Origin of the sequence: Bacillus sp. RO2, from assembly GCF_012911845.1 — a bacterium.
Classification (GTDB): domain Bacteria; phylum Bacillota; class Bacilli; order Bacillales; family Bacillaceae_I; genus Sutcliffiella_A.
In genome coordinates, this window is sequence record NZ_JAAXCU010000020.1 from 36,310 (window position 1) to 60,596 (window position 24,287).

Genomic DNA, 24,287 nt, shown 5'->3' on the forward strand with positions numbered 1-24,287 from the left:
TTAATTACCTCCTTTTGAAAAGGTCAAGGATCCGTTAAGCTCAATCTGATCCACGATTCCAACGATGGCGGCGTCGACCGGTACCCCGTTTGTAATTTCCGTCTGTCTCGCAGAGCTTCCGCTTACGATCAGTACCACTTCACCCACGCCAGATCCCACGGTATCAATGGCAACAATGGGTTTACCGTCTTCTTCGATGCTTTTCATGTCTAGTGGTGTGACGATTAGTAGTTTTTTGCCTTTTAGTTTTTCCGCTTTGGTGGTAGCGACGATGGAGCCTGTCACTTTTGCTATGATCATGAGTGCGTTGCCTCCTTTCTAGGAGATGTTTTTAAGGTAGACCGTTCCTTTTCGCTGCAGGCACTCGCTTTCCGCTGGGCGACCTTGAGCCTCTTCACAACGCTTCAGGGGTCTCAACATTGTCGCTACTCCCCCGCAGGACAAGGAAGGCTTCGGCAGCGAAACATCGCACGAAGAAAATGCGTATCATTTTCGAGGAGTCGAGTACCTTTCGCTCCAATCCACTAATCTCTTCTTAACTATGTTTCTTTTTGTATTTGAATCTTAAACTCCCTTGCCATGTCTTTGGCGACTGGGGTGATTTTGCTTTCTTTTGGAACGGTTATGGTTTTAACGTTTTCTCTTGCTGCATGTTCAATGTGCTTCGCCAAGATAAGCGGTTGCTTTTCCTTGTAATGATGAAGCTGTTCATTGGCTGTACGTAAGAGCTGATTCAAAGGTACCCATTTCACTTGGTCTTTTTGGGTGGTGCGTAGGTATCCTTGCAATTTTTCCTGAACGGAATGTGGTGCAAGAATCTGTTGGTATACCCCAAGCTCGACTTCGTTGTTGGCGATGACAATCGGTTTGCCTAACAATTGAAACTGGATTGCTGTGTGGGACGTTGAATCGTCATCCATCATTAATGCAAGCTTTGATACTAGTTGGAAAGAGGCAACCGGAAGGATAAGCAGGTCTGTTGTATTCCAGAGCTGCTCTAATTCTCGGTGATTTGCTTGATCCAAAGATAAAACATCCTGCTCTCCATCAAGTTGTTCCTCCCAATCCTTTGATGCTACTAATTTCACTGCAAAAGATTGGTTGATTTCCGTAACCGCTTTCAAAATCAGTTCTGGATTACTAGAGTGATAATTTAAAAGGACGGTTATGGTCGGCTTTTTATCCCCCTTACCCTGGTCAGACATGTACGCTTTGACCGCCTGCCTGACAAGCTCCTTAACTTTTTCCTGTACATCCACAGCCACAACCTCCCTCTCTATCTGGAGAACATTTTATGGCAGTGATTTCGCCAAGTTGACCATTTTTTATATTGGCAGCATTTGCCTCATCGAGATCGATGTGCATTTCCAGCCTGTATTTTGGAGAGATTCTAATAAGAACATTGGTGTAGGTGACGCCCCGTGGACCCTCCACTTTAATGTCCACCATATCCCCGTCTTTCACACCAAACCTCTCCCCATCATCTGGATGCATATGAATATGACGTGAGGCACAGATTAATCCTTCGTCTATCTTCAATTGTCCTCTTGGCCCCATGAGAGTGATGGGCCCGGATCCTTCTAATTCTCCAGACTGGCGAATGGGAGGTGTTACCCCTAATGTAAACCCGTCAAAGAGTGAAATTTCCACTTGGGTTTTGCCCCGCGCCGGGCCTAATACCCGTACGTTTGGGATTCTCCCTTTTGGACCAATGAGTGTTACTGTTTCTTTCGCAGCAAACTGGTTGGGTTGCGAGAGCTCCTTTAACTTTTGTAGTTCATAGCCTCGCCCGAATAGCCGTTCCACATGCTCAGGAGACAAGTGGACATGCCGATTGGATACAGCAATCGGGACCTGTTTCTTAACTGTTTGCATGGTGTTTTGAACCACCTCTTGCACCAGCGCCTTTATCGTTGCTCGATCCATGGTTTTTTCACTCCCCCATTTCCAACAAAGCTTTGGCTGTATACTGATCAGTTATGAGGACATTGGCATATTTACTGTTGAGTGCCCCCAATATGCCTTCCATCTTTTTGTTTCCCCCTGCAACAAGAATGCTATATTCTTTTTCAGCAAGTTGAGAAAGCTCAATGCCAATAGTTCGTTCGTTCAATGATTGATTGCTGATGTGTCCGTTTATATCAATGAACCTTGAGCAAATGTCTGCCACTGTTTCGTTTTTCTTTAACGTTTCCACATCACTGTCTAAAAAGTAACCTGCTCTCATTAGAGTGGATTGCTCCCCAGCTTCCCCTACTGTGTATATAGCGATATTCGCCCTTTTCCCAAGCTCTAGAACCTTATTAATGTGGCGGTCAGCGACTATTGCCTGCTTCACGACAGGATGGTCCACTACTGCCGGCACAGGCAGAAAGTGCGGTGTCGTATGGAACGCCGTTGCAAGTCCATTAATAATGTCAGAGGCGTGAGTATTTAATTCCGAATAACTGACGCCGCCATTCAATTGCACAATTTCTACATCGTGCACACTTTTAGGCTTAAGCTGCTGAGATAACTGATAGAGCGTTGTGCCCCAAGTGATACCAATCGTATCACCAGTTTTGACGATGCTGTATAAATACTCAGCTGCAGCTTCCCCGATTTTCTCTTTGATATGACTATCTTCATAAGCAGGTACGGATGCAACCACGCAATCTTTTAGCTTATATTTTTCCATGAGTTGAGAAGCCAGCCCATTCACATCTTCTGTAGGATCACAAATCTTGATATGTACAACCCCATCTTGTTTTGCCTGATCAAGAAGACGAGATACGGTAGGGCGAGAAACACCCAGCTTCTTGGCAATCTCCTGCTGGCTATAATTAAAGAGATAATACATTTTAGCCACTTCTACCAAACGGGCTATCTTTTCATTTTGCATACTCACTTCACCCGATTTTCAAATTATGTTCATTATAGGTGTACAAAATTGCTTAGAATCATGGTGATGTTTGTAGAATGATAGTCTTAATCTAAGCAAATTAGGAAATTGGTGAACTTTTGTAAATTTATATTTGAACATATGTTAATTTAATTATAAACCCAGAGAAAATTCTGTCAACATATTTTATTTGAAATAATCAGATATGTAAGCGTTTAATTTAGCTCATGACAAAAAAAACACGCCCCCATAAAGAGAGCGCGTCTTAAGATTACTATTTACCTTATCGTTTTCCAGAATCAAATGGTTCTCCTACAGCTTTTGGAGCTTGAGAGGATTTAGAGAATACGATTAACGCAATTAACGTCACAACGTAAGGGAATACCTTCAAAAATACTGGCGGAATAACAGCCAAAGAAGGAATTACCTGTGAAACGTTTGCAACCGTAGTGGCAAAACCGAAGAACAGAGTTGCCGCCAGGATTCCAAGTGGCTTCCACTGTCCGAAGATCAAGGAAGCCAGTGCCAAGAATCCAAGACCGGCAACTGTACCGTTGAATTCTCCACCAGTTGTTACGATGAAAACCGCTCCTCCTAAACCAGAGAAAGCTCCTGAAATCATTACCCCTATATAACGCATTTTACTTACGCTGATTCCTGCTGCTTCAGCTGCATGTGGATGCTCACCGCAAGAACGAAGACGAAGTCCGAATGGTGTTTTGTACAGCATGAATGCACTAATTAGCAAAATGGCAAGAACGAGCCAAGTCGTTGCATAGGTTCTTGTGAAAAGCAAACTACCAATGACAGGAATATCTGATAAAAATGGAACATTAAAAGGTTTTAATGTGCTAATTTGAATGTTTCCGCTACCTGTAATATTTCGAGCCAAGAAAACGGTGATGGCTGCAGCAATCATATTAATGGCTGTACCACTGATGATCTGGTTGGCATGAAGATTAATACTTGCGAAAGCATGAAGAAGGGAAAACAATAATCCCATCAAGGTAGCAAGAGCTAGCCCGATCCAAATTGCCTTTTGTTGGCCAGGCATCATTTCTTGCATGTTCAAAATGACAAGGGCTCCTGTGAATGCCCCGATGACCATTAACCCTTCTAAACCAATGTTAACAACTCCACTTCGCTCACTAAATAAAGCTCCCAACGCTGTGATCAAAAGAGGGATAGTGAAGATGATTGCGTACGGTGCTATCTGTTGAATCACTGTCCACATACCTTATACCTCCTCCTTCTTCTGAACGTTGTTTTGAGTTGCTACTGGTTGTCTATTTTTCTTTTTATTACTAAAGTAGCGAATCATGCGATCTATTAGAATGCTTGTTGCGGCAAAATAGATGATGATAGCAATAATGGAATCTGCAATCTCTGGTGGAATATCCGTCATGGCATTCATAAATCCGCGACCGGAATATAGAAGACCGAAGAATACAGCCGCTAGTAAAACTCCAATACCCGTGTTTGCTCCAAGAAGTGCGACGGCAATTCCATCAAACCCTTGGGTAGGTAAAATACCAATTTGAATACTTGTCGCATTTCCAGCATAGAATGCCACTCCACCAAGACCAGCCAAACCACCCGCAATAACCATAGAAGTAACGATACTTCTGTTAACAGCAATACCTGCATATTCCGCTGAATCACGGTTAAATCCTACTGCCTTCAGCTCATATCCAAGTGTGGTTTTATTGATGATAAAGGAGAAAATGATTACAGCGATTGTTGCAATAAATAAACCAAGGTTAATATAAGACCCATCAAACATTTCTGTTAAAATTGGTGTGCGTAAAGATGCCGATTCTGGTAGCTTTTTAGATTCTGTTTCCAAAAACTCGCCTTTAAAGTAGGTAGGAACCGCATAATATACTGTCCAGTAGGCAATCCAGTTCATCATAATCGTTGAAACTACTTCATGTACGTTGAATTTTGCCTTTAATAGTCCAGGAATAAAAGCCCAAAGTGCCCCTCCGATAAAACCGGCCACGACCATCGTTACTAATAAAAGCGGTCTGGACATATCAAAAGTCAGTCCGACAGCAACAGCACAAAAACCTCCAAAAAGCATTTGCCCTGCCGCTCCGATATTAAACAAGCCTGTACGGAATGCAAAAGCAACCGATAAACCAGTGAAAATAAGTGGCGTCGCTGTTGCTAGCGTATTTCCCATTCTGGACAGGTTTTTCAATCCGCCTTCAAACAAATATTTGTATCCTTCCACAGGATTGTTTCCTGTGACTGCCATCAATATCGCACCTGCAATCAAACCGAAAAGGACAGCAAGTAACGAGATTATGCCATTTCTCATTCTTCTTCCCCCTTCATCACGCCTGCCATCATCAGACCAAGTTCGTTCTCGTTTGTTTCCTTTGCATTCACGATTCCAACTAGTTGGCCATTGTTGACAACGGCGATGCGATCTGAAACATTTAATACTTCATCTAATTCCAAGGACACAAGTAAAACAGCCTTCCCTTTATCACGCTGTTCCACTAGTCTTTTGTGGATATATTCAATAGAACCAACATCCAGTCCGCGCGTCGGCTGAACGGCAATTAACAATGTAGGGTCTAGTTCAATTTCACGTCCAATTACCGCTTTTTGCTGGTTACCACCTGAAAGGGATCTGGCAATGGACTTCCCGCCCTCACCTGAACGAACATCGAAGCTGTTAATAATGTTATCTGCATGTTTTCTAATCGCAGCAAAATTAAGCACGCCTCGTTTAGAATATGGCTCTTTATGATACAGCTCGAGCACCATATTCTCCTCAATCGTATAATCCAGAACCAGTCCATGCTTATGACGGTCTTCTGGAATATGAGCGATTCCGCTTGCGATTCTTGAACGAACCGGCATTTTAGTAATGTCTTTTCCTTCAAAAAGGATGGTCCCGGAGTCCGCTTGCTTTAAGCCAGTAATACTTTCCACAATTTCTGCCTGACCATTGCCGTCTACTCCTGCAATTCCAAGGATCTCGCCTTTTTTCAGCTCTAAAGACATGTTCTTAAGGGCAACTACATCCTTGCCCTTCTTAACCGAAACATTATCCATTTTCAATACGACGTCGCTTGGAGTCGCTTCTGTCTTGTCGACCTTAAAGTTGACTTCTCGCCCGACCATCATTTCTGCCATTTGTTCTTTGGACGTTTCCGCCACATTAACCGTGCCAATTGTCTTTCCTCTTCTGATAACCGTACACCTGTCTGCCATCGCTTTAATTTCTTTCAGTTTGTGCGTGATAATAATGATGGATTTACCTTCTGCGATAAGGTTCTTCATAATTTTACCCAGTTCCTCAATTTCCTGAGGGGTAAGGACCGCGGTAGGCTCGTCCAAAATAAGTACGTCCGCTTGACGATAAAGCATCTTCAGAATTTCAACACGCTGTTGCATGCCGACAGAAATATCTTCGATTTTGGCATGTGGATCCACATTCAAGCCATATTTTTTAGACAGTTCTTCAATTCTTTTGCTGGCCGTTTTCTTATCAAGCACATACATTTTATGCAATTCAGAACCAAGCATGATGTTTTCTGTTACCGTAAAGTTACTGACCAGCTTGAAGTGTTGGTGGACCATCCCGATACCGAGTTTTGTCGCAACATTTGGGTTGGCAATTTTCGTTTCCTTGCCATTTATTTTTATAGATCCTCTATCCGGTTGGTACATACCGAACAAAATAGCCATCAGTGTTGATTTCCCGGCACCGTTTTCTCCAAGAAGGGCGTGAATTTCCCCTTGCTTCAGACGAAGTGTAATATCATCATTGGCAACTATTCCAGTAAACTCTTTCCGGATATTGAGCATCTCCACTACATAGTCCATAGAGTGATTCTCCCTTTTTTGTTTTTGGTTTTTTCGCAAAGGTTGTCGTTTATAAGCTGTCCCGTTTCTTTTCGTTGCAGCCACTTGCTTTCCTCGGCTTTGCCAAGGCCACTGAAAAAGTCTTTGAATCTAGGTATTGTTTAAACGCCGCTGTGGATTTCCGCAATTGGCTTCGCTTTCCTAGGGGCGCTGCTGGAGCCTCCTCGGCAAGCCTGCGGGGTCTCCACCTAGCGCTATCTCCCTCAGGAGTCTACGCCTATTGCTCCAATCCACAGCTCGAAAATACAAAATACTATATTATATCAGTTTTTCAGTGGCCTTTCTTTGCCCGGGGTCTCTCGTTTCCCTCTATCTACCGCAGGAGTCAAGTGGCTTCCACTCCAATCCACTAATATCCAACACTCTATAAACTCCAACAAACTTTGCCAAAACAGTTTATTTATCCCAAGAGGACAGACAACTAACCTCTTACATTTGCATTAAAAAAGGCGGGTCACCCCGCCTTTACTTTATCAATCTGAATCTAGCAAACGAATTTGCTTTAGATGATTACGCCAGGTACTGCACGTATTACTTGATCAAACCGCCTTGCTCAGCAGATACTTCTACTTCACCGGATTTGATTAGTTCAAAGATCTCATCAACTTTAATAGATGTTTCATCACTTAAGTTTGGATTTTCTTCAGGAAGACCTACACCATCGTTTTTAGCATCGAATGTAAGTGTTTCTCCACCTGGGAACTCTCCATCGATTTCAGCTTTAATCATATCAGCAGCAGCTGTGTCAATTTTCTTCATTGCAGAAGTTAGGATTACAGATTCACCGTTGTCCATTTTACCTTCTTCGTATTGGTCAACGTCTACTCCTACCATCCATACTTCGTCTCCGCCTGCTACACGAGTTTTCGCTTCGTTAATTGCCCCAACGCCAACTCCACCCGCTGCTGCGAAGATTACATTTACGCCACGGTCAAACATTGCTCCAGCAATTTGCTGACCTGCAGCTACATCATCAAATGTACCTTGGTACACAACGTTTTCTTCTTTAATGCTTACATTTGTATCTAGGTTTTCATTAGCATACGCAATACCTTGTTGGAAGCCCCAGTTAAACTTTTGAACTGGAGGAATTTCCATACCACCGATGAAACCAGCTTCGCCTTCTTTTAATTCAAGAGCCGTAGCAACACCAGCTAAGAATCCAGCTTCGTGCTCAGCGAAGAAGATAGATACTGTGTTTTCACCTACAACAGGGTTGAAGTCACCATTATGTGGAGATCCATCGATTAAAACGAACTTTGCATCTTCATATTGGCTTTGTGCTTGGAATACCGCTGTTTCAAATTTAAATCCAGGAGTAACAATAAATTTAAAGTCTGCATCATATAAGTTTGTAATTTCTTGCATGTAGTCAGCTTCAGTAGTACCAGCTGGCTTTAAGTATTTCTCTGTAATGCCGAAGTCTTCTTTAGCTTGAAGGATCCCAGTCCAAGTTCCTTCATTAAAAGATTTGTCATCAATCGTTCCAGCATCCGTTACCATTCCAACCATTAAGTCAGAACCGCTGCCATCGCCAGAAGCAGAGTCAGAACTACCGTTGTTGTCTGAACCGCAACCTACTAGAAAGATCATCGTTGTTAGAACAGTGATGATCGTTGCAATTAAACCCTTTTTCATTTTGTAATTCCCCCAAAATTATAAATTTATAGTAAAGTGAAAACCCTTACTATAATAACTATATTCGTAAACTTCCAATATTTCAATATATGTTTTTCAAAGATGAACATATTTTCATGAATAAAAATACCTAGAAGAGAAAAATGTCGAAAATTTGCAGATAAATACTAGGTTTCTAGTATTTTGAATGGTAGAAATTACATAAAAGGAGTTTTAAAAGGGGTCTGACCCGCTCCCCGTTAAAGCGTTAAAGCATTACTCAATACTTCCACGCTTCTACTAGTTCCTCCCTCTATTTGTATGCAGTCCTTTGTTTATTGTATGATAGGGTACATATATAGAATTATTCCTCACTTCTTCCTATATAAGAGTGAGTTCATTTTTTCATATAAGGACGTGTACGAGAATGAGAATAAATAAATTTATTAGTGACTCTGGTGTTGCTTCGAGACGCGGAGCAGATAAATTGATCGAAGAAGGTAGAGTGAAGATTAACGGAAAGGTAGCCAAGATTGGTGGTCAGGTAAACCCCGGAGACGAGGTATTGGTCAACGGACAACTTATCCGGATTGCTAGAGATAATGTTTATATCGCATTGAACAAGCCAATTGGCATTACTAGCACCACCGAAAAGAAAGTAAAGGGAAATATCATTGACCTAGTGAACCATCCGTTACGTCTTTCTCATATCGGTCGTCTTGATAAGGAATCGGAAGGTTTGATTCTACTAACAAACGACGGTGATATCATCAATGAAATATTGCGCCCAGAAAACAAGCATGAAAAAGAGTATATTGTTTCTGTCGATAAACCCATTTCGCCGGATTTCGTGAAGCAGATGTCTGAAGGCGTTAAGATACTAGGTACAAAGACACTCCCATGTGAAGTCGAACAGTTATCAAAGTTTGATTTTAAGATTATTTTGACTCAAGGATTAAATCGTCAGATCCGCCGCATGTGTGCTGAGCTTGGGTATGAAGTTTTAAGGCTGCAGCGCACACGAATCATGAATATTGAGCTTGGAAATCTGCCGATGGGACAGTGGCGCGACCTTAGCAAAAAGGAAAAACGCCAGTTGTTTGCCGAATTGAATTATGAGCCTAAGGAATGGTAAAGAAGATGCTTGTCTCGCCGACCATAAATTGGTTGCGGGACGGGCATTTTTTATATTGTTTTTTCAGGCAATTCCTGTATAATTGTCCCGAATCATGAATTATTATGCTTTGAGATATACAATATTTTAGGTTCTGTTAATTACCGCTGTTGATTTCCGCGCCAGGTTCCCTTTCCGCCGGGGGGCTGCTGGATCCTGCTCACAACGCTTGGGGGTCCCCACCTATCTCTACCTCCCGCCGGAGTCTTCGCCTTTCGCTCCAATCACCAGCTAAATGTAACTTTACAGAAATCATATATTAGAATCTTATATTTAGGGAGGTTGCTATGACTAACGCAATTATTCAGTTTAAAGATGTACGCAAGCAGTTTGACAATGATCCTGCTGTGCTTAACGATGTTAGTTTTGAAATAGAACGCGGGAAGTTTTATACCCTGCTCGGCCCTTCTGGCTGCGGGAAGACGACTATCCTTCGTCTGATTGCCGGCTTTACGGAGGCAACGGCGGGGGACATTTATTTTAATGGGAAAAAAATTAACAATGTACCTGCCAACAAACGCCAGGTAAACACGGTATTTCAAGACTATGCTCTTTTCCCTCACTTAAATGTTTTTGAAAATGTCGCTTTTGGTTTGAAAATCAAGAAGATGAAAAAGGCCGATATTGAAAAGAAAGTAACCGAGGCGCTTAGCTTTGTGAACCTTGAAGGCTTTGAGTCACGTGAAATCAGGGAAATGTCCGGCGGTCAGCGCCAGCGTGTAGCGATTGCGCGTGCCATTGTAAATGAGCCGGAAGTAATTCTACTAGATGAACCACTATCTGCACTTGACCTTAAACTGCGTACAGAAATGCAGTATGAATTAAGAGAACTTCAACAGCGTCTTGGCATCACATTCATTTTTGTTACGCATGATCAAGAAGAAGCCCTTGCGATGTCAGATGAGATATTCGTCCTTAATGAAGGGCAAATTATTCAAAGTGGGACGCCGACTGATATTTATGATGAGCCGATCAACCGATTTGTGGCAGACTTTATCGGCGAATCCAATATTGTGGAAGGACGAATGATCAAGGACTTCCTTGTAGAATTTGCCGGTAAGCAATTTGAATGTGTGGACAAAGGGTTAAAAGAAGACGAGTTAGTGGACATTGTTATCCGACCTGAGGATTTAGCCATCACCACACCCTCAGAAGGGAAACTTCAGGTACGAGTTGACTCTCAACTGTTCCGTGGCGTTCATTATGAAATAAGCAGCTATGACCAAGAAGGAAACGAGTGGCTTGTTCATTCTACTAAAAAAGCTTCTGTCGGGGATCAAATTGGACTGTATTTTGACCCTGAGGCTATTCATGTTATGCGCCTTGGGGAATCCGAAGAGGATTTTGACAGACGTCTAGAGGGCTATTCCCATTCGAGCGGAGAGAGTCATGGAAAATAGACTTACAAAAAATCTTTACTTTATCCCTTATGTTCTTTGGATTGCGTTATTTGTCATAGCGCCGATACTACTTGTTCTCTATTATTCTTTCTTCAATATTGAGGGAAATCTGTCACTGGAAAATTATCAAAAGTTCTTTACTCCCGTCTATTTAAAAATGACGCTAAGTTCGTTCTGGTATGCATTTCTCATAACCGCCATTACACTTTTGATTGCCTATCCGACGGCGTTATTGTTAACCAAAACCCGTCACAAATATTTGTGGCTATTGTTGCTTATTGTTCCTTCTTGGATCAATTTGCTTCTAAAAGCTTATGCGTTCTTAGGCATCTTCGGTACTTACGGAATGGCCAACAGTTTCTTGGAAGTCATCGGAATTGGTTCGCAGCAACTATTATTCACAGACTTTAGTTTTGTTTTTGTTTCCGTTTATATATTTATCCCGTTCATGATTTTACCTATTTTTAACGCATTAAATGAACTGAATCCGACACTGATAGATGCTGCAAATGACCTTGGTGCCTCCCGATTTACAACGTTTTGGAGGGTCACGCTACCTCTTACGTTGGACGGAGTAAAAGTCGGATGTCAGATTGTTTTCATACCGGCGTTATCTCTATTCATGTTGACAAGATTAATAGCCGGTAACAGGGTTATCACTCTAGGAACAGCAATAGAACAACATTTCCTTGTTACGCAAGACTGGGGAATGGGTTCGACCATTGCCGTATTTTTAATTATCATCATGTTCCTTTTCATGAAATTGACGAGCAGCAGAAAGCGAGGAATCTAACATGGGTAATAGAAAAACATCTCCGTTATCGACGTTGTTTCTCGTCTTAATTTTCACGATTCTTTATCTACCTATTTTCTTCCTTGTGTTTTACTCGTTTAACAGCGGAGGAACGATGTATGATTTTGAAAGCTTTACATTGGATTGGTATAAGGAGCTGTTTGCTGATACGCGACTCCTGATTATCGTATTAAATACACTATTGATTGCTTTACTTTCCGCGCTAATTTCAACCATTATCGGTGTGATGGGAGCTATCGCCATTTATTCTTTTAAAAACAGGAAAATAAAAAGCACTTTATTATCTTTAAATAATGTATTAATTGTCAGCCCTGACGTGATTATCGGTGCTTCTTTCCTCATTCTTTTTACCATGGCTGGCATCAAGCTTGGCATGTACTCTGTACTGTTATCCCATATTGCCTTTTGCGTACCTATTGTCGTATTGATGGTTTTGCCGAAGCTCTTGGAAATGAGCCCCACCTTAATTGATGCAGCACATGATTTGGGAGCAAGCCGCTGGGATGTGATGAGAAAGGTTGTTCTGCCGTATATCACACCAGGGATATTTGCTGGTTTCTTTATGGCACTGACCTATTCTTTGGATGATTTCGTTGTGACATTCTTTGTAACAGGGAATGGATTCACCACCCTTTCTGTTGAAATTTACTCCCTTGCTCGCCGTGGAATAGCGCTGAACATAAATGCACTTTCCACCTTGTTATTCTTGTTTACCATTGTTCTTGTGATTGTTTACTACTTCATCACGGTGCGCAATAAGCCTACTGGAATGGGGGTTAGACGATGAAAAAACTTATTCAGTTCATGGTTGCGATTGTGTTGGGATCAGCTGTCCTTTGGTACGCCATCACAGAATTGAACTCTGCTCAAGGATACTCAGGTGGAAACACGTTAACGATTTACAACTGGGGCGACTATATCAATATGGATGTGGTCGAGCAATTTGAAAAAGAAACTGGTGTGAAAGTTATTTACGAAACGTTTGACTCGAACGAAGCGATGAAAACAAAGATAGAACAAGGTGGAACCACTTATGATATCGCGGTTCCATCGGAATATATGATTGATAAAATGATTCAAGAAAATTTGCTTATCCCGCTAGATCATACTAAGCTTCCGAATTTAGGGAACATTGATGAGCGATTCATGGATCTACCTTTTGATCCAAAAAATAAATACTCTGTCCCTTATTTCTGGGGAACGGTCGGTATTGTTTACAATCCCTCCATGCTAGATGGGAAAGAAATTACAAGCTGGAATGATCTTTGGGATGAAGATTTGAAAAATGAAATCCTCCTGATAGACGGTGCCCGGGAAGTGATGGGGATGGCCCTTAACAGTTTAGGCTATTCCTTAAACGATACAAATAAAGAGCACCTGCTTGAGGCGAAAAGAAAGCTTGATACGCTTACTCCTAACATCAAAGCTATCGTCGGGGATGAGAACCGAATGTTGATTGAAAATGAAGAAGCCGCCATCGGACTCGTGTGGTCTGGAGTTGCTGCTGAAATAATGTGGGAAAACGAAGAACTTGAATATGTGGTTCCGGTCGAAGGGTCAAACTTGTGGTTTGATAACATGGTCATTCCGAAAACAGCAAAGAATGTGGAAGGCGCACACCAGTTTATCAACTTTATGTTAGATGCGGAAGTAGCAGCAGAAAACACAGAGTATGTGAGCTACTCTACGCCAAACAAGGCCGCCATGCCGCTTCTAGATGAAGAGTTAACAGGTGACGAACGTTTTTATCCGCCACCAGAACTTACAGAGAAACTTGAGGTGTATGAGAACCTCGGGAAAAGAAATCTCGCCTATTATAATGAACTGTTTTTAGAGTTTAAGATGCATGGTAAATAATTTTGTAGGAAAGGGATTCATTCCTTTCCTATTTTTATGCCTCTTCTAGCTTTCCTAATCGTTGCAACCTAGATATAAACGGCATTCCGTCCCAAATAATCTTGCTTGGAGATTCTCTCTTTTTCACTTGGGGTTCCTCTAGCAAGAGCCAGAAATTTTTCGTCGGAAGATGCCCTAGACTATGCTTTTCTGACAGGCGGTCTAAATAGAATCTCATACTAGTTAAATCTTTGGACTGATTACTGTTTTCAGCAGAAAAATCATAAAGTACCCCTGCAACCTCTGATCTTGCAACGCTGAATTTTTCAGCTACCCTCAAGAAAAAGTCCCAGTCCCAATAATTTTTCATTTGTGGATCAAACTTACCGATTCGATCATGAAGATAGCTTCTATAAAGGCTGCCGGACGGGACAAATGTAGAATACTTCCGCATCGCAGGTAAGTCAAGCTCGTAAGCGAAAAGGTGCCTGCCTGTGGCTTCCCGAATGCCATTCTTTTTGACATACTGCACAATTTCCACATCCGAATAGACCAAATCAACATCTTTAATTTTTTCTAACATTGTTTCCAGGTGGGTGGGGACAATCAAATCGTCATCATCAATGAGCATGATAAATTCCCCTTTTGCGAACGAAACCCCGATATTTCTAGCCTGCACGTGCTTTACATTCTCCGTCAAATCTATAATGGTAAGATCTAATTCTGGATAGTATTCTTTTAGACTATCCACTCTTTCCCCTCCGTCATTGACTACGATAACCTCAAAATCTTTTCTTGTTTGTAGAACGAGAGCTTCCATCAACTCGGAAAGCATTGTTAATCGGTTATAGGTAGGGATGATGATTGATACTAGTGGCAACAAAAATCTCAACTCCGAAAATAATATAAAAACTAGTTCTTTTAACCTGTTCATTATATTCTTTTTTCATTCTTATGAGGACAAACAACTCTTTACGTTGAAAATGGCAATTACTTCTTATTGATTTTCTTTCTCAATTAGACATTGACATCCTAATCTAATAGTCTTATAGTAATACTTGTAACGAAATTGATAATCATTATCAATAGTGTAAACTTACTATAAACTGGAGGTTACATAATGGTTCGCCTACATACAAAGGACCTGAACATTGGCTATGGTGAACGCTTAATCATAAAAGATCTTTCCATAGAAATACCAGATAAACAGATCACGACGATTATTGGTTCTAACGGCTGCGGAAAGTCCACCCTCTTAAAAGCCATCACCAGAATCATCTCCCACCAATCAGGAGCTATCCTGCTCGATGGACAAGAGATTGCCAAAGAAAACACCAAATCACTGGCAAAAAAAATGGCGATTCTGCCTCAGACACCTGAAAGTGTAAGCGGATTAACCGTTGGCGAACTGGTTTCTTACGGTCGTTTTCCCTATCAAAAGGGATTTGGAAGACTGACCAAAAAAGATTATGAAGTCATAGACTGGGCACTAGAGGTGACTGGAACAACCGAGTTTAAATACCGCCCGGTTGATGCTCTATCTGGTGGTCAACGACAACGCGTCTGGATTGCTATGGCCCTTGCACAGGAAACGGAAATCATTTTCCTAGATGAGCCTACCACCTATCTAGACATGGCTCACCAACTGGAAGTGCTCGAGCTGTTGCAACGCCTCAATCGTGAGCAAGAAAGAACCATTATCATGGTCCTGCACGATTTGAACCAAGCTGCAAGATTCGCTGATTACCTGATTGCCTTAAAAGACGGCAACATCATCAAGTCTGGTAATTGCGAAGAAGTAATTACATCGGAAGTTTTAAGAAGCGTCTTTCATATCGATGCTGAGATTGGCCGAGACCCAAGAACAAACAAGCCTATGTGCTTAACTTATAACCTACTTAAAGGAGACAACCAAGATGAAAAAATTAATGATTCCATTCGTATTCCTGCTATTGCTGGTCGTTAGTGCCTGCGGAAACACCAATAATAATGCTAGTAGTAATAATAGTAATGATAGTTCCAATGAAGGAAATGCTTCCTCATCTGAAACGATTACTTATGAAGCAGAAACGGGACCAATTGAAGTACCTGCAGATCCACAACGAGTCGTAGTATTGAACTCTTTTGTAGCTGGAAATGTCATGGCTCTTGGAACAAACATTGTTGGGACGGATTCTTGGGCAATGGCCAATCCGCGTTATGAAGAATATTTGAAAAATGCAGTCGAAGTGACCGACCAAGATCTAGAAAAGATTATCGAGTTAGATCCAGACCTAATTATTGCAGCCTCCAACACAAACAATCTGGAGCAGTTAGGTGAAATTGCACCAACTGTCGCGTACACTTATGGAAAAGTGGACTATCTAACACAGCACGTGGAAGTTGGAAAGCTATTGAACAAAGAAGAAGAAGCTCAAAATTGGGTCGATGACTTCAAGACCCGCGCGCAAGAAGCAGGAGAAGAGATCCGCGCTAAAATCGGTGAGGACGCAACTGTTTCCGTTATCGAGAACTTTGATAAAGAGCTTTACGTTTTCGGCGATAACTGGGGACGTGGAACAGAGATTCTATATCAAGAAATGAAGTTGAAAATGCCAGAAAGAGTGAAGGAAGAAGCACTAGAAACTGGATATTATACACTTTCTTTTGAAGTACTGCCTGAGTTTGCTGGTGATTATGTAGTATTCAGTAAGAATTCTGATGGAGATACTTCTTTCCAGGAAACAGACACGTATAAGAATATTCCTGCTATGAAGAATGGTCAGGTTTTTGAAGCGGATGCAAAAGAATTCTATTTCAACGATCCAATTTCCCTTGATTTTCAGTTGGAATTCTTTAAGGATAGCTTTTTAGGAAACTAAGACATTTTTGGAGGGATGCTTCTTTTAATAGAAGGTCCCTCTTATATTGTTACTACCATTAAGAAAATCCTTTAGCATTTTCGAGGAGTCTGCGCGCCTTGCACTGCGATCAACAATTTTTATACATAATATTAAACTCCCATTCTAAAATAGAAAAGATGAGGCACATGAAAATTGCGTTGGAACGGACCATTCCTTTTACAATAAAATTTATTGGGGCGGTCATCGTCTTTGGGGCGGTGTTTTTTGCTGCTATGGTTTTTGGGGCAGCTGATACCACACTTCGCGATGTTTGGCTGGCTTTAACTTCACCAGGAACGAGTGGGGATAAAATCTTAATTATTCGCGAGATACGCCTGCCAAGGGAAGTAGCTGCAATTTTTGTAGGAGCTGGTTTATCGGTTGCTGGTGCCATTATGCAAGGGATGACAAGGAACCCTCTTGCAGACCCAGGCCTTCTAGGTTTGACGGCTGGAGCGAACGCGGCACTCGCAATCACGCTGGCATTTTTTCCTTCTATTAATTATTATGGCATAACCATTGCTTGTTTTATTGGAGCTGCAGTAGGGGCTATTATGGTGTTTGGTTTAGGTGCCATGAAAAAGGGCGGATTTTCTCCCCTGCGAATCGTTCTTGCAGGTGCTGCTGTTTCCGCTTTTCTTTTCGCCATAGCGGAAGGGGTCGCGCTGACCTTTAAACTGTCACGAGATGTCTCTATGTGGACTGCGGGGGGAATAATCGGGACGACATGGGGCCAATTGCAGTTAATTATTCCATTGATTACTGTTGGCTTGCTTGTATCTCTTTACCTATCCAGACAACTGACCATTCTTAGTCTCAGCGAGGAAGTTGCGGTCGGGTTGGGGCAGAAAATTGCAGCGATAAAAGCAGTATTGTTTGTTGTGATTATTTTATTGACTGGTGCTTCTGTGGCACTTGTTGGAAATATGGCCTTTATTGGACTAATGGTCCCTCATATTGTCCGCGCCATCGTGGGAACGGATTACCGTTTTATCCTGCCGATGTCCGCGTTAGTTGGAGCTACCTTCATGCTTTTTGCCGATACACTGGGGCGCACCATAAACGCTCCTTTTGAAACGCCTGTCGCAGCAATCGTAGCAATGGTTGGTCTCCCCTTCTTCCTTGTTATTGTCCGTAAAGGAGGGAAAGCATTCTCATGATCCATCCGTCTATTATTCGTAAACAACGTATTATTGTAGCTCTTTTATCTTTGCTTATCGTGACTACGATTGTTGTTGGTATCGGAATTGGACCAGCATCACTGTCGTTCGACCGGTTAATACCAACCATACTAGGTCAAGGAAGCTTTAAAGAGGAGTTTGTTTTGTTTTCCATCAGGCTTCCACGTATTGTCATCACGATCCTTACGGGTATGGCGCTTGCATTGTCAGGTGCGATTCTTCAAGGGATCACCCGTAACGACTTGGCGGACCCAGGAATTATTGGAATTAATGCAGGGGCCGGTGTGGCTATTTCTGTTTTCTTCTTGTATGTTCCGATTAACGCTGGTTCTTTCGTCTATATGTTACCGGCGGTTGCATTTTTTGGTGCGTTTATCACGGCCTTGTTAATTTATTTGTTCTCTTATCAGCGTAATGGCGGACTGCAGCCTGTTCGTCTGGTATTGGTTGGAGTTGGGTTTTCCATGGCACTCTCCGGTATGATGATCATCTTGATTTCCTCTGCTGAGCGTGTAAAAGTGGATTTCATCGCCAAGTGGCTGGCAGGTAACATCTGGGGCACAGATTGGCCATTTATACTGGCTTTGTTGCCTTGGTTACTTGTGTTGGTTCCTTTTACGTTGTTTAAAGCCAACCGTTTGAATTTGCTTGGCATGAGTGAGCCTGTGGCAATCGGGGTTGGGGTATCTCTTGAAAAAGAACGAGTCGTTTTGTTGTTAACGGCTGTAGCATTGGCTTCTTCTGCGGTTTCGGTGACTGGTGGGATCGCTTTCGTCGGTTTAATGGCCCCTCATATTGCAAAATCGTTGGTCGGACCTAGAAATCAATTGTTCCTGCCTGTGGCGATTTTGATTGGCGGCTGGCTCCTATTGTTTGCGGATACGGTGGGACGAAACCTGATTGATAGCGGGATTCCAGCAGGTATCATGGTCGCGTTGATTGGGGCACCTTATTTTATGTATTTGTTGTTGAAGAAATGAGGTAGGAAAGTATAAGGGGGGGGCTCTGTTACCGTTTGGGATTCTGTGGAGGTGTTTTGAGCGTTGAGACGCCCTCTCTACTACCGTTTTCCCTTCTGCGAAGGCGTTTCGGGCGTTGAGACGCCCTCTCTACTACCGTTTTCCCTTCTGTGAAGTTGTTTCGGGCGTTGAGACACCCTCTCTACTACCGTTTTCCCTTCTGCGAAGGTGTTTCGGGCGTTGAGACGCCCTCTCTACTACCGTTTTCCCTTCTGTGAAGGTGTTTCGGGCGTTGAGACGCCCTCTCTACTACCGTTTTCCCTTCTGTGAAGGCGTTTTGGGCGTTGAGACACCCTCTCTACTACCGTTTTCCTTCCTGCGAAGGCGTTTCGGGCGTTGAGACGAAAAAAGGGGTCTGACCTTCAGTGCTTTAAAGCACTGAGGGTCAGACCCCTCTTTACCTCTTTACCCCTTTAGCTCATCACCAAGTCACACGCTCTATTAACCAGTTGCCCCTCATCAATGTATAATATTCGGTCGGCAATGGCTTTGGCGTCTGCAAAGTCGTGGGTGACGAAAATGGAGGTGATGCCTGTTTTCTTCAGGATCTCTTTTAATTCGTCGCGAATCTTTTCTTGAAGGTGCGCATCCAGGTTACTAAACGGCTCATCCAGCAACAATAGAGACGGTGCCGGTGCCAACGCTCGAGCCAAGGCTACACGCTGTTGCTGTCCTCCACTAAGCTCATATGGATAACGCTGCCCGTAATCAGCCAAGTTGATCAAGCTAAGCATTTCTTCTAGTCTCTCCTGCTTTTGCTTCCGGTTCATTTTTCGCAATCCGTACTTGATGTTTTGGGCCACTGTCATATGTGGAAACAACGCGTAGTCCTGGAACACGACCCCGATACCACGTTTTTCCGGGACAATGAAGTTCCTTGGATCAAACATTACTTCTCCGTTTATTTTCATGCTTCCTGTGGTTGGATTTTCAAGCCCTGCGATGATGCGTAGCAACGTACTCTTCCCACTTCCACTTTTTCCAAGAATAGATATAATCTCTCCACGGTCAATATCCACCTGAATATGATTGAGAGTATTCTTTTTTGTATTTTTATATTGGAATTGCAAATCTCTGATCTGGATAAACATTAGTTTGCCTCCTTATCAAGCACACGGTGAAAAATAAAGATACATAATGCACTTATGAAGATGATCATCAGGGAAGCAATGGAAGCTTCCTGCACGCGTTCATCATTTGCATATTTGAAAGCTTGTGTCGCAAGGGTTGAAAAGTTAAAAGGTTGCAAGAACAAGGTTAACGGTAATTCTTTTAATATATCCACAAATACTAAGATGAAGCCACTGGCGATGGCACCACGTAACAACGGAAGGTCCACCAAAAAGAATGTCCTTAAAGTTGACGCACCAAGCATCCTAGAAGTTTCCGAATACCTGTTACCCACTTTTTCGAACCCCGCTTCAATATTATTAAAACCAATAGCAAGGAATCGTATCACATAAGCAAAAATCAACATAATCAAAGTTGTTCGCAGCACAAACTCAGGTTTTAAATTAAATTGCGCAAGGAACGTCACAATATACTGATCTAATGAAATAAATATTGTAATGACCGCTATTGCGATTGCAGCTCCGGGAATGGAATATCCTAGTGTTGTCACCCTAGAGATAAACTTAGTCAACAGACCTGATTGCAACCTTGTGTAGTTGGATATTATAAGTGCCACCAAAATAATAATAAGAGAAGCAATAGACGCTACAAACACGGAGTTTTTAGCCAGTGTAATAAATTCAGCGTTAAATACTTTTTCATACGTCATGAACGCCCAGCTCAACAGCTGTAGCAAAGGTATGATAAATGCAATGGTAAACACTCCGAAACAGTAAGCGAATACCCCCCATGCTTTTGCTCCAGTAAGCTTCTTCGGCTGAATGGGACGAACTTTAGAGGAAGGATCAAAGAATTTCTTTCTTCCCCTCACCACTCTTTCAAACATTAGAACAACCATTACCAACACCATTAGAGTTCCTGCTAGCTTTAAAGCGGAATCAAGGTCCATCATTCCATACCAAGTACGGAAAATGGCCGTACTGACTGTCTGAATGCCAAAATAACTTGTAACACCATAATCATTTAGCACTTCTAAAATAACTAGGGTCACACTTCCTACGATTGCCGCTCTTGAAATCGGCAAGGCTACTCGGAAGAAGGTATCCACATCATTTCCGCCTAGCAATCTCGCATTCTCGAGTACCGACGCTGATAGGTTCTGAAAAAAGCTTCTCGTAATCGCATAAACGTAAGGAAACAAGGTGACTGTGAAAATGAAGATAGCCCCTTGCATACTCATGATATCGAAGTAAGCCTGATTCACCTGTATATCAAACGAGTTTCGCAAGGTGGTTTGTACGACACCTGTATAGTTTAAGATACCGTGAAATGTATACGCAGCAATGTATGGCGGTATGGCCAGTGGAAGAATCAACGCCCATTTTAAAAAGTTTCGCATTGGAAACTGATAAATGGTAATCAACCATGCAAGGCTTGTGCCAATCAACATTGTTGCCATTGCTGTAAAAATTATAATTACTGCGGAATTTTGCAGATAATCTTTTAATAAGTATTCTCGTATATGATGCCAGTTGTCGTTTCCTTCTGTAAAAAATTCAACGGCTATGAGTAAATTGGGTATTAAAATAATCGCTATAAAAAGAAGACTTGCAAGAGCCCATCCTTTATGATGTACCCTTGACCAATGAAACCGATTCACAGATGACACATCCTTCGTTGCCTCTTTGTTTCTCCATTCTAAATTATAACGAAAATCATTCTCAAATGGAACAAAAGATTCCAAATAAATAGAACCGAAGCACTATCTTGTATGCTTCGGTTCATGGTTTGTTCATATTTACTTATTTCCAACCAACTTCGTTAAAGATGCGAATCGCCTCTTGTTGGTTTTCACCTAACTTAGAAAGGTTGATATCTTGCTCTTTAAATTCACCCCAAGATTTTAATAGCTCAGAAGGTTCTACTTTCTCATTTACAGGGTATTCAGAATTAGCTTCCGCAAATTGACCTTGTGCTTCTTCGCTACTTAAGTATTCGATGAATTTAATCGCATTTTCTTTATTTTTTGCATGCTTTGTCACGCCCGCACCACTAATGTTAATATGTGCACCAGTTGTTTCTTGGTTGGGGAAGAATACGCCAACACTTTCTGCAACTTTTTTCTCTTCTTCATCCGTGCCATTTAACATTCCACCAAGATAGTACGTATTCATGATGGCAACATCCGCTTCTCCTGCTGCAACAGCCTTCGCTTGGTCGCGGTCTCCACCTTCAGGGTCACGAGCCATGTTATCTGCAATTCCTTGTGCCCATGCTTTTGCTTCGTCTTTGCCCATGATGTCAATGAAGGATGCTAAAAGAGACATGTTGTACATATTCTCAGAAGTTCTGATAACTACACGGTCTTTCCATTCCGGTTCAGCCAAAGCCTCATAAGTGGAAAGTTCTTCTGGGCTTACACGCTCTTTATCATATACGATAACACGCGCACGCTTTGTTAAACCAAACCATTGATTGTCAACATCACGTAATTTTTCTGGGATATTTTCAATTAGTACATCACTTTCAACCACTTGAAGTAATTCAGCTTCTTTTGCCTGATGAAGGTTACCCGCATCTGAAGTAATAAATACATCCGCTTCTGTATCTTCCCCTTCAATGTTTAAGCGCTCCATTAGCTCGTCGCCTTTACCTTCTACCACGTTCACTTTAATGCCAGTTTCTTCTTCGAACTTTTTGTAAAGCTCTTGGTCCGCTTCGTAGTGACGGCTTGTATATAGGTTAACAACTTCTCCTTGCTCGTTCGTTGCTTCTTCGTTGTTCTCTGCCCCATTGTTATTGGTGCTGCTCACACAGCCTGTTAAAGCTAACATTAAAGCTAGCATCATACTTAAAATGACAGTAAACTTTTTCACTATGTACACTCCCTATGTATGTAATTTCATTAGAAATGATAATCACTCTCATTAACTATTGTAATGATAATCATTTTCAAGTCAATACTATTTTAAACATTTTCTCAAGATTTATTTATGTTCCACGTGAAACGTGAGAAGATGAAACCAATTTGATTGGTTTCATCTTCTTATTGAATATCCTTCTGCCACCTTGCATATCCTCCAAGCATATTACGTACATCCTTTACCCCTTTTGCCTGCAACAAACTAATTGCAATTGCAGATCTGACACCAGAACCGCACTGGATGATAAGTGGCCTATCCGTTGGTACCTCCTCCAATCTATCAAGTAAAGTACCTAGCATCATATGTTTCGCACCTTCAATATGCCCACTCTTCCACTCTGAATCATGCCTTACATCAATGACTTGCGCACCTTCCGCAAGCAATTCCTTCGCCTCTTTCGGTGTAATATCATGATAGGATTCAAGATCCGACGTCATTCGAACGGCAAGGTCCACATCCATGTAACAGTGGAGATTATCAATTCCTATAGATTGAAGCGCTCTCTGTATTTCATCAAGCTTATCAGGATTCGTTAACAAATACAGTGGTTGTTCATAGTTGATGATCCAACCAGCCCAATTAGTAAAAGCCTGATTGAAAGGGATATTGATTGTTCCTTCTATATGCTCTTTTGAAAAGAGGGCCGCTTCCCGCGTATCAATAACCTGTGCCCCTTCTTTTATTTTCTTAGATAAAACATTTATGTCATCCAACCGTTCTGGTTTACGTAGATCTAACGTGAAGTTTGGCCCAATTTTATTCACTTGCTTCATAATGCCGAAATACTTCGGAGGTTCCGGTTGGCCTTCCAACAGCTCAGACGAAAAGCTTTCAAAGTCATCATGCTGAAATGCCCAATTCACCCTTTTTTCATAGCCGACAGTGGAAGAAGGAATAGCACCTAACGATTTTCCACATGCACTTCCCGCCCCATGACCTGGCCAAACTTGAACATAATCTGGGAGACCCTCAAATTTTGTTAAAGAGGCATACATGTCTTTTGCCCCCTTATCGGCTGTACCTTCCTTTTGTGCGGACTTTTCCAAAAGATCCGGTCTGCCAACATCGCCGACAAAAACGAAATCGCCTGTAAAGATACCTATTGGATGTTCTGTTTCCGCTCCACCATCTGTTACTAAAAAAGAAAGGCTTTCTGGTGTATGACCTGGCGTATGCAACACCTGAAACACAATATTCCCAAGCTTTATTTCATCCCCATCCTTCACTAATTTATGAGGAAGTTCACCTATATTTTCATACTTCCAATCCTTATCGCCTTCATTTGAAAGATACATTTTCGCCCCTAAGCGTTTTGCTAGTTCCCTCGAACCCGCCACAAAATCAGCATGAATATGGGTTTCCAATGCTCCGACAATACGAAGCCCCTCCTTTGTGGCAGCCTCTATGTATGGCAGGATATCCCTTGCCGGATCGATGATGAATGCCTCCTGGGACGCCTGGCAACCGACCATGTAGGAAGCCTGTGCCAAACCTTCGTCATAAAAATATTTAAGTAACATTCTTTCTCCTCCAATTTATTCGTTTTGCTTTTTATTCCCTTTTTAGGTTTTCCCTAACCGACCAAATTATTTTGTTGAAACTATCT

General features: G+C 42.0%; 22 protein-coding genes. 9 read left to right on the plus strand and 13 right to left on the minus strand.

The genetic code is table 11. The annotated features are described in order from the left end of the window. The 8 genes from HF078_RS03345 to HF078_RS03380 all read right to left on the minus strand — a co-directional run bounded on the left by HF078_RS03345 (position 1) and on the right by HF078_RS03380 (position 8,401). Positions 1-300 carry a EutN/CcmL family microcompartment protein gene (locus tag HF078_RS03345; RefSeq protein ID WP_169289827.1) on the minus strand — a complete coding sequence of 100 codons (300 nt, stop codon included), beginning with the start codon at positions 298-300 and terminating at the stop codon, positions 1-3. 239 nt (positions 301-539) lie between these two features. Continuing rightward, on the minus strand, positions 540-1,259 hold the full coding sequence (locus HF078_RS03350; RefSeq protein ID WP_169289828.1) for a hypothetical protein: 720 nt from the start codon (positions 1,257-1,259) through the stop codon (positions 540-542). Then, a complete protein-coding gene (locus HF078_RS03355; RefSeq protein WP_205831511.1) occupies positions 1,237-1,926 on the minus strand; it encodes a phosphate propanoyltransferase in 690 nt (229 codons plus the stop codon). The genes HF078_RS03350 and HF078_RS03355 overlap by 23 nt, the downstream gene beginning before the upstream one ends. Before the next feature lie 7 nt (positions 1,927-1,933). After that, positions 1,934-2,881 (minus strand): sugar-binding transcriptional regulator, encoded by a 948-nt coding sequence (locus tag HF078_RS03360; RefSeq protein WP_169289829.1) that lies wholly within the window; start codon positions 2,879-2,881, stop codon positions 1,934-1,936. A 283-nt stretch (positions 2,882-3,164) separates the two neighbouring features. Further along, entirely contained in the window at positions 3,165-4,115 is a 951-nt protein-coding gene (locus HF078_RS03365) for an ABC transporter permease (RefSeq protein WP_169289830.1), read from the minus strand. 3 nt (positions 4,116-4,118) lie between these two features. After that, entirely contained in the window at positions 4,119-5,204 is a 1,086-nt protein-coding gene (locus HF078_RS03370; RefSeq protein WP_169289831.1) for an ABC transporter permease, read from the minus strand. Then, on the minus strand, positions 5,201-6,724 hold the full coding sequence (locus tag HF078_RS03375; RefSeq protein ID WP_169289832.1) for an ABC transporter ATP-binding protein: 1,524 nt from the start codon (positions 6,722-6,724) through the stop codon (positions 5,201-5,203). The genes HF078_RS03370 and HF078_RS03375 overlap by 4 nt, the downstream gene beginning before the upstream one ends. 570 nt (positions 6,725-7,294) lie before the next feature. Further along, on the minus strand, positions 7,295-8,401 hold the full coding sequence (locus HF078_RS03380; protein WP_169289833.1) for a BMP family lipoprotein: 1,107 nt from the start codon (positions 8,399-8,401) through the stop codon (positions 7,295-7,297). A 406-nt stretch (positions 8,402-8,807) separates the two neighbouring features. Between HF078_RS03380 and rluF the strand changes: the two genes are divergently transcribed. From rluF to HF078_RS03405, 5 genes are all read left to right on the plus strand, one after another. Then, positions 8,808-9,515, plus strand: coding sequence for a 23S rRNA pseudouridine(2604) synthase RluF (gene rluF / locus HF078_RS03385; RefSeq protein ID WP_169289834.1), 708 nt, complete (start codon positions 8,808-8,810; stop codon positions 9,513-9,515). 326 nt (positions 9,516-9,841) lie between these two features. Continuing rightward, on the plus strand, positions 9,842-10,954 hold the full coding sequence (locus HF078_RS03390) for an ABC transporter ATP-binding protein (RefSeq protein WP_169289835.1): 1,113 nt from the start codon (positions 9,842-9,844) through the stop codon (positions 10,952-10,954). After that, positions 10,944-11,747 (plus strand): ABC transporter permease, encoded by an 804-nt coding sequence (locus HF078_RS03395; protein WP_169289836.1) that lies wholly within the window; start codon positions 10,944-10,946, stop codon positions 11,745-11,747. Before HF078_RS03390 ends, HF078_RS03395 begins: the two co-directional genes overlap by 11 nt. A 1-nt stretch (position 11,748) precedes the next feature. Further along, complete coding sequence (locus tag HF078_RS03400; RefSeq protein ID WP_169289837.1) at positions 11,749-12,555, plus strand: ABC transporter permease; 807 nt, start codon at positions 11,749-11,751, stop codon at positions 12,553-12,555. Further along, on the plus strand, positions 12,552-13,625 hold the full coding sequence (locus tag HF078_RS03405) for an ABC transporter substrate-binding protein (RefSeq protein WP_169289838.1): 1,074 nt from the start codon (positions 12,552-12,554) through the stop codon (positions 13,623-13,625). The genes HF078_RS03400 and HF078_RS03405 overlap by 4 nt, the downstream gene beginning before the upstream one ends. Positions 13,626-13,659: 34 nt before the next feature. Here HF078_RS03405 and HF078_RS03410 read toward each other — a convergent pair whose 3' ends face one another. Continuing rightward, on the minus strand, positions 13,660-14,487 hold the full coding sequence (locus HF078_RS03410; RefSeq protein WP_240951663.1) for a glycosyltransferase family 2 protein: 828 nt from the start codon (positions 14,485-14,487) through the stop codon (positions 13,660-13,662). Between the two features lie 237 nt (positions 14,488-14,724). Here HF078_RS03410 and HF078_RS03415 point away from each other — a divergent pair, with 237 nt between their 5' ends. The 4 genes from HF078_RS03415 to HF078_RS03430 all read left to right on the plus strand — a co-directional run bounded on the left by HF078_RS03415 (position 14,725) and on the right by HF078_RS03430 (position 18,647). Beyond that, complete coding sequence (locus HF078_RS03415; protein WP_169289840.1) at positions 14,725-15,570, plus strand: ABC transporter ATP-binding protein; 846 nt, start codon at positions 14,725-14,727, stop codon at positions 15,568-15,570. Beyond that, entirely contained in the window at positions 15,521-16,465 is a 945-nt protein-coding gene (locus HF078_RS03420) for an iron-hydroxamate ABC transporter substrate-binding protein (protein ID WP_169289841.1), read from the plus strand. Before HF078_RS03415 ends, HF078_RS03420 begins: the two co-directional genes overlap by 50 nt. Positions 16,466-16,632: 167 nt before the next feature. After that, a complete protein-coding gene (locus tag HF078_RS03425) occupies positions 16,633-17,646 on the plus strand; it encodes a FecCD family ABC transporter permease (protein ID WP_169289842.1) in 1,014 nt (337 codons plus the stop codon). Then, positions 17,643-18,647, plus strand: coding sequence for a FecCD family ABC transporter permease (locus tag HF078_RS03430; protein ID WP_169289843.1), 1,005 nt, complete (start codon positions 17,643-17,645; stop codon positions 18,645-18,647). The genes HF078_RS03425 and HF078_RS03430 overlap by 4 nt, the downstream gene beginning before the upstream one ends. A 452-nt stretch (positions 18,648-19,099) precedes the next feature. Here the strand turns inward: HF078_RS03430 and HF078_RS03435 are convergent, their stop codons facing one another. From HF078_RS03435 to HF078_RS03450, 4 genes are all read right to left on the minus strand, one after another. Continuing rightward, positions 19,100-19,777: an ABC transporter ATP-binding protein gene (locus HF078_RS03435; RefSeq protein WP_169289844.1), complete on the minus strand. Its 678-nt coding sequence runs from the start codon at positions 19,775-19,777 to the stop codon at positions 19,100-19,102. Beyond that, entirely contained in the window at positions 19,777-21,417 is a 1,641-nt protein-coding gene (locus HF078_RS03440; protein ID WP_169289845.1) for an ABC transporter permease subunit, read from the minus strand. Before HF078_RS03440 ends, HF078_RS03435 begins: the two co-directional genes overlap by 1 nt. Before the next feature lie 142 nt (positions 21,418-21,559). Continuing rightward, positions 21,560-22,633: a Fe(3+) ABC transporter substrate-binding protein gene (locus HF078_RS03445; protein WP_346775308.1), complete on the minus strand. Its 1,074-nt coding sequence runs from the start codon at positions 22,631-22,633 to the stop codon at positions 21,560-21,562. A gap of 170 nt (positions 22,634-22,803) precedes the next feature. Further along, positions 22,804-24,201 (minus strand): MBL fold metallo-hydrolase, encoded by a 1,398-nt coding sequence (locus tag HF078_RS03450; protein ID WP_169289846.1) that lies wholly within the window; start codon positions 24,199-24,201, stop codon positions 22,804-22,806. Positions 24,202-24,287: the final 86 nt, after the last annotated feature.

Coding starts and splice junctions, on each gene's coding strand:
- HF078_RS03345 (WP_169289827.1), bottom strand. CDS start 300: ATGATCATAGCAAAAGTGACAGGCTCCATCGTCGCTACCACCAAAGCG.
- HF078_RS03355 (WP_205831511.1), bottom strand. CDS start 1,926: ATGGATCGAGCAACGATAAAGGCGCTGGTGCAAGAGGTGGTTCAAAAC.
- HF078_RS03360 (WP_169289829.1), bottom strand. CDS start 2,881: ATGCAAAATGAAAAGATAGCCCGTTTGGTAGAAGTGGCTAAAATGTAT.
- HF078_RS03365 (WP_169289830.1), bottom strand. CDS start 4,115: ATGTGGACAGTGATTCAACAGATAGCACCGTACGCAATCATCTTCACT.
- HF078_RS03370 (WP_169289831.1), bottom strand. CDS start 5,204: ATGAGAAATGGCATAATCTCGTTACTTGCTGTCCTTTTCGGTTTGATT.
- HF078_RS03375 (WP_169289832.1), bottom strand. CDS start 6,724: ATGGACTATGTAGTGGAGATGCTCAATATCCGGAAAGAGTTTACTGGA.
- HF078_RS03380 (WP_169289833.1), bottom strand. CDS start 8,401: ATGAAAAAGGGTTTAATTGCAACGATCATCACTGTTCTAACAACGATG.
- rluF (WP_169289834.1), top strand. CDS start 8,808: ATGAGAATAAATAAATTTATTAGTGACTCTGGTGTTGCTTCGAGACGC.
- HF078_RS03390 (WP_169289835.1), top strand. CDS start 9,842: ATGACTAACGCAATTATTCAGTTTAAAGATGTACGCAAGCAGTTTGAC.
- HF078_RS03395 (WP_169289836.1), top strand. CDS start 10,944: ATGGAAAATAGACTTACAAAAAATCTTTACTTTATCCCTTATGTTCTT.
- HF078_RS03400 (WP_169289837.1), top strand. CDS start 11,749: ATGGGTAATAGAAAAACATCTCCGTTATCGACGTTGTTTCTCGTCTTA.
- HF078_RS03405 (WP_169289838.1), top strand. CDS start 12,552: ATGAAAAAACTTATTCAGTTCATGGTTGCGATTGTGTTGGGATCAGCT.
- HF078_RS03415 (WP_169289840.1), top strand. CDS start 14,725: ATGGTTCGCCTACATACAAAGGACCTGAACATTGGCTATGGTGAACGC.
- HF078_RS03420 (WP_169289841.1), top strand. CDS start 15,521: ATGAAAAAATTAATGATTCCATTCGTATTCCTGCTATTGCTGGTCGTT.
- HF078_RS03425 (WP_169289842.1), top strand. CDS start 16,633: ATGAAAATTGCGTTGGAACGGACCATTCCTTTTACAATAAAATTTATT.
- HF078_RS03430 (WP_169289843.1), top strand. CDS start 17,643: ATGATCCATCCGTCTATTATTCGTAAACAACGTATTATTGTAGCTCTT.
- HF078_RS03435 (WP_169289844.1), bottom strand. CDS start 19,777: ATGTTTATCCAGATCAGAGATTTGCAATTCCAATATAAAAATACAAAA.
- HF078_RS03450 (WP_169289846.1), bottom strand. CDS start 24,201: ATGTTACTTAAATATTTTTATGACGAAGGTTTGGCACAGGCTTCCTAC.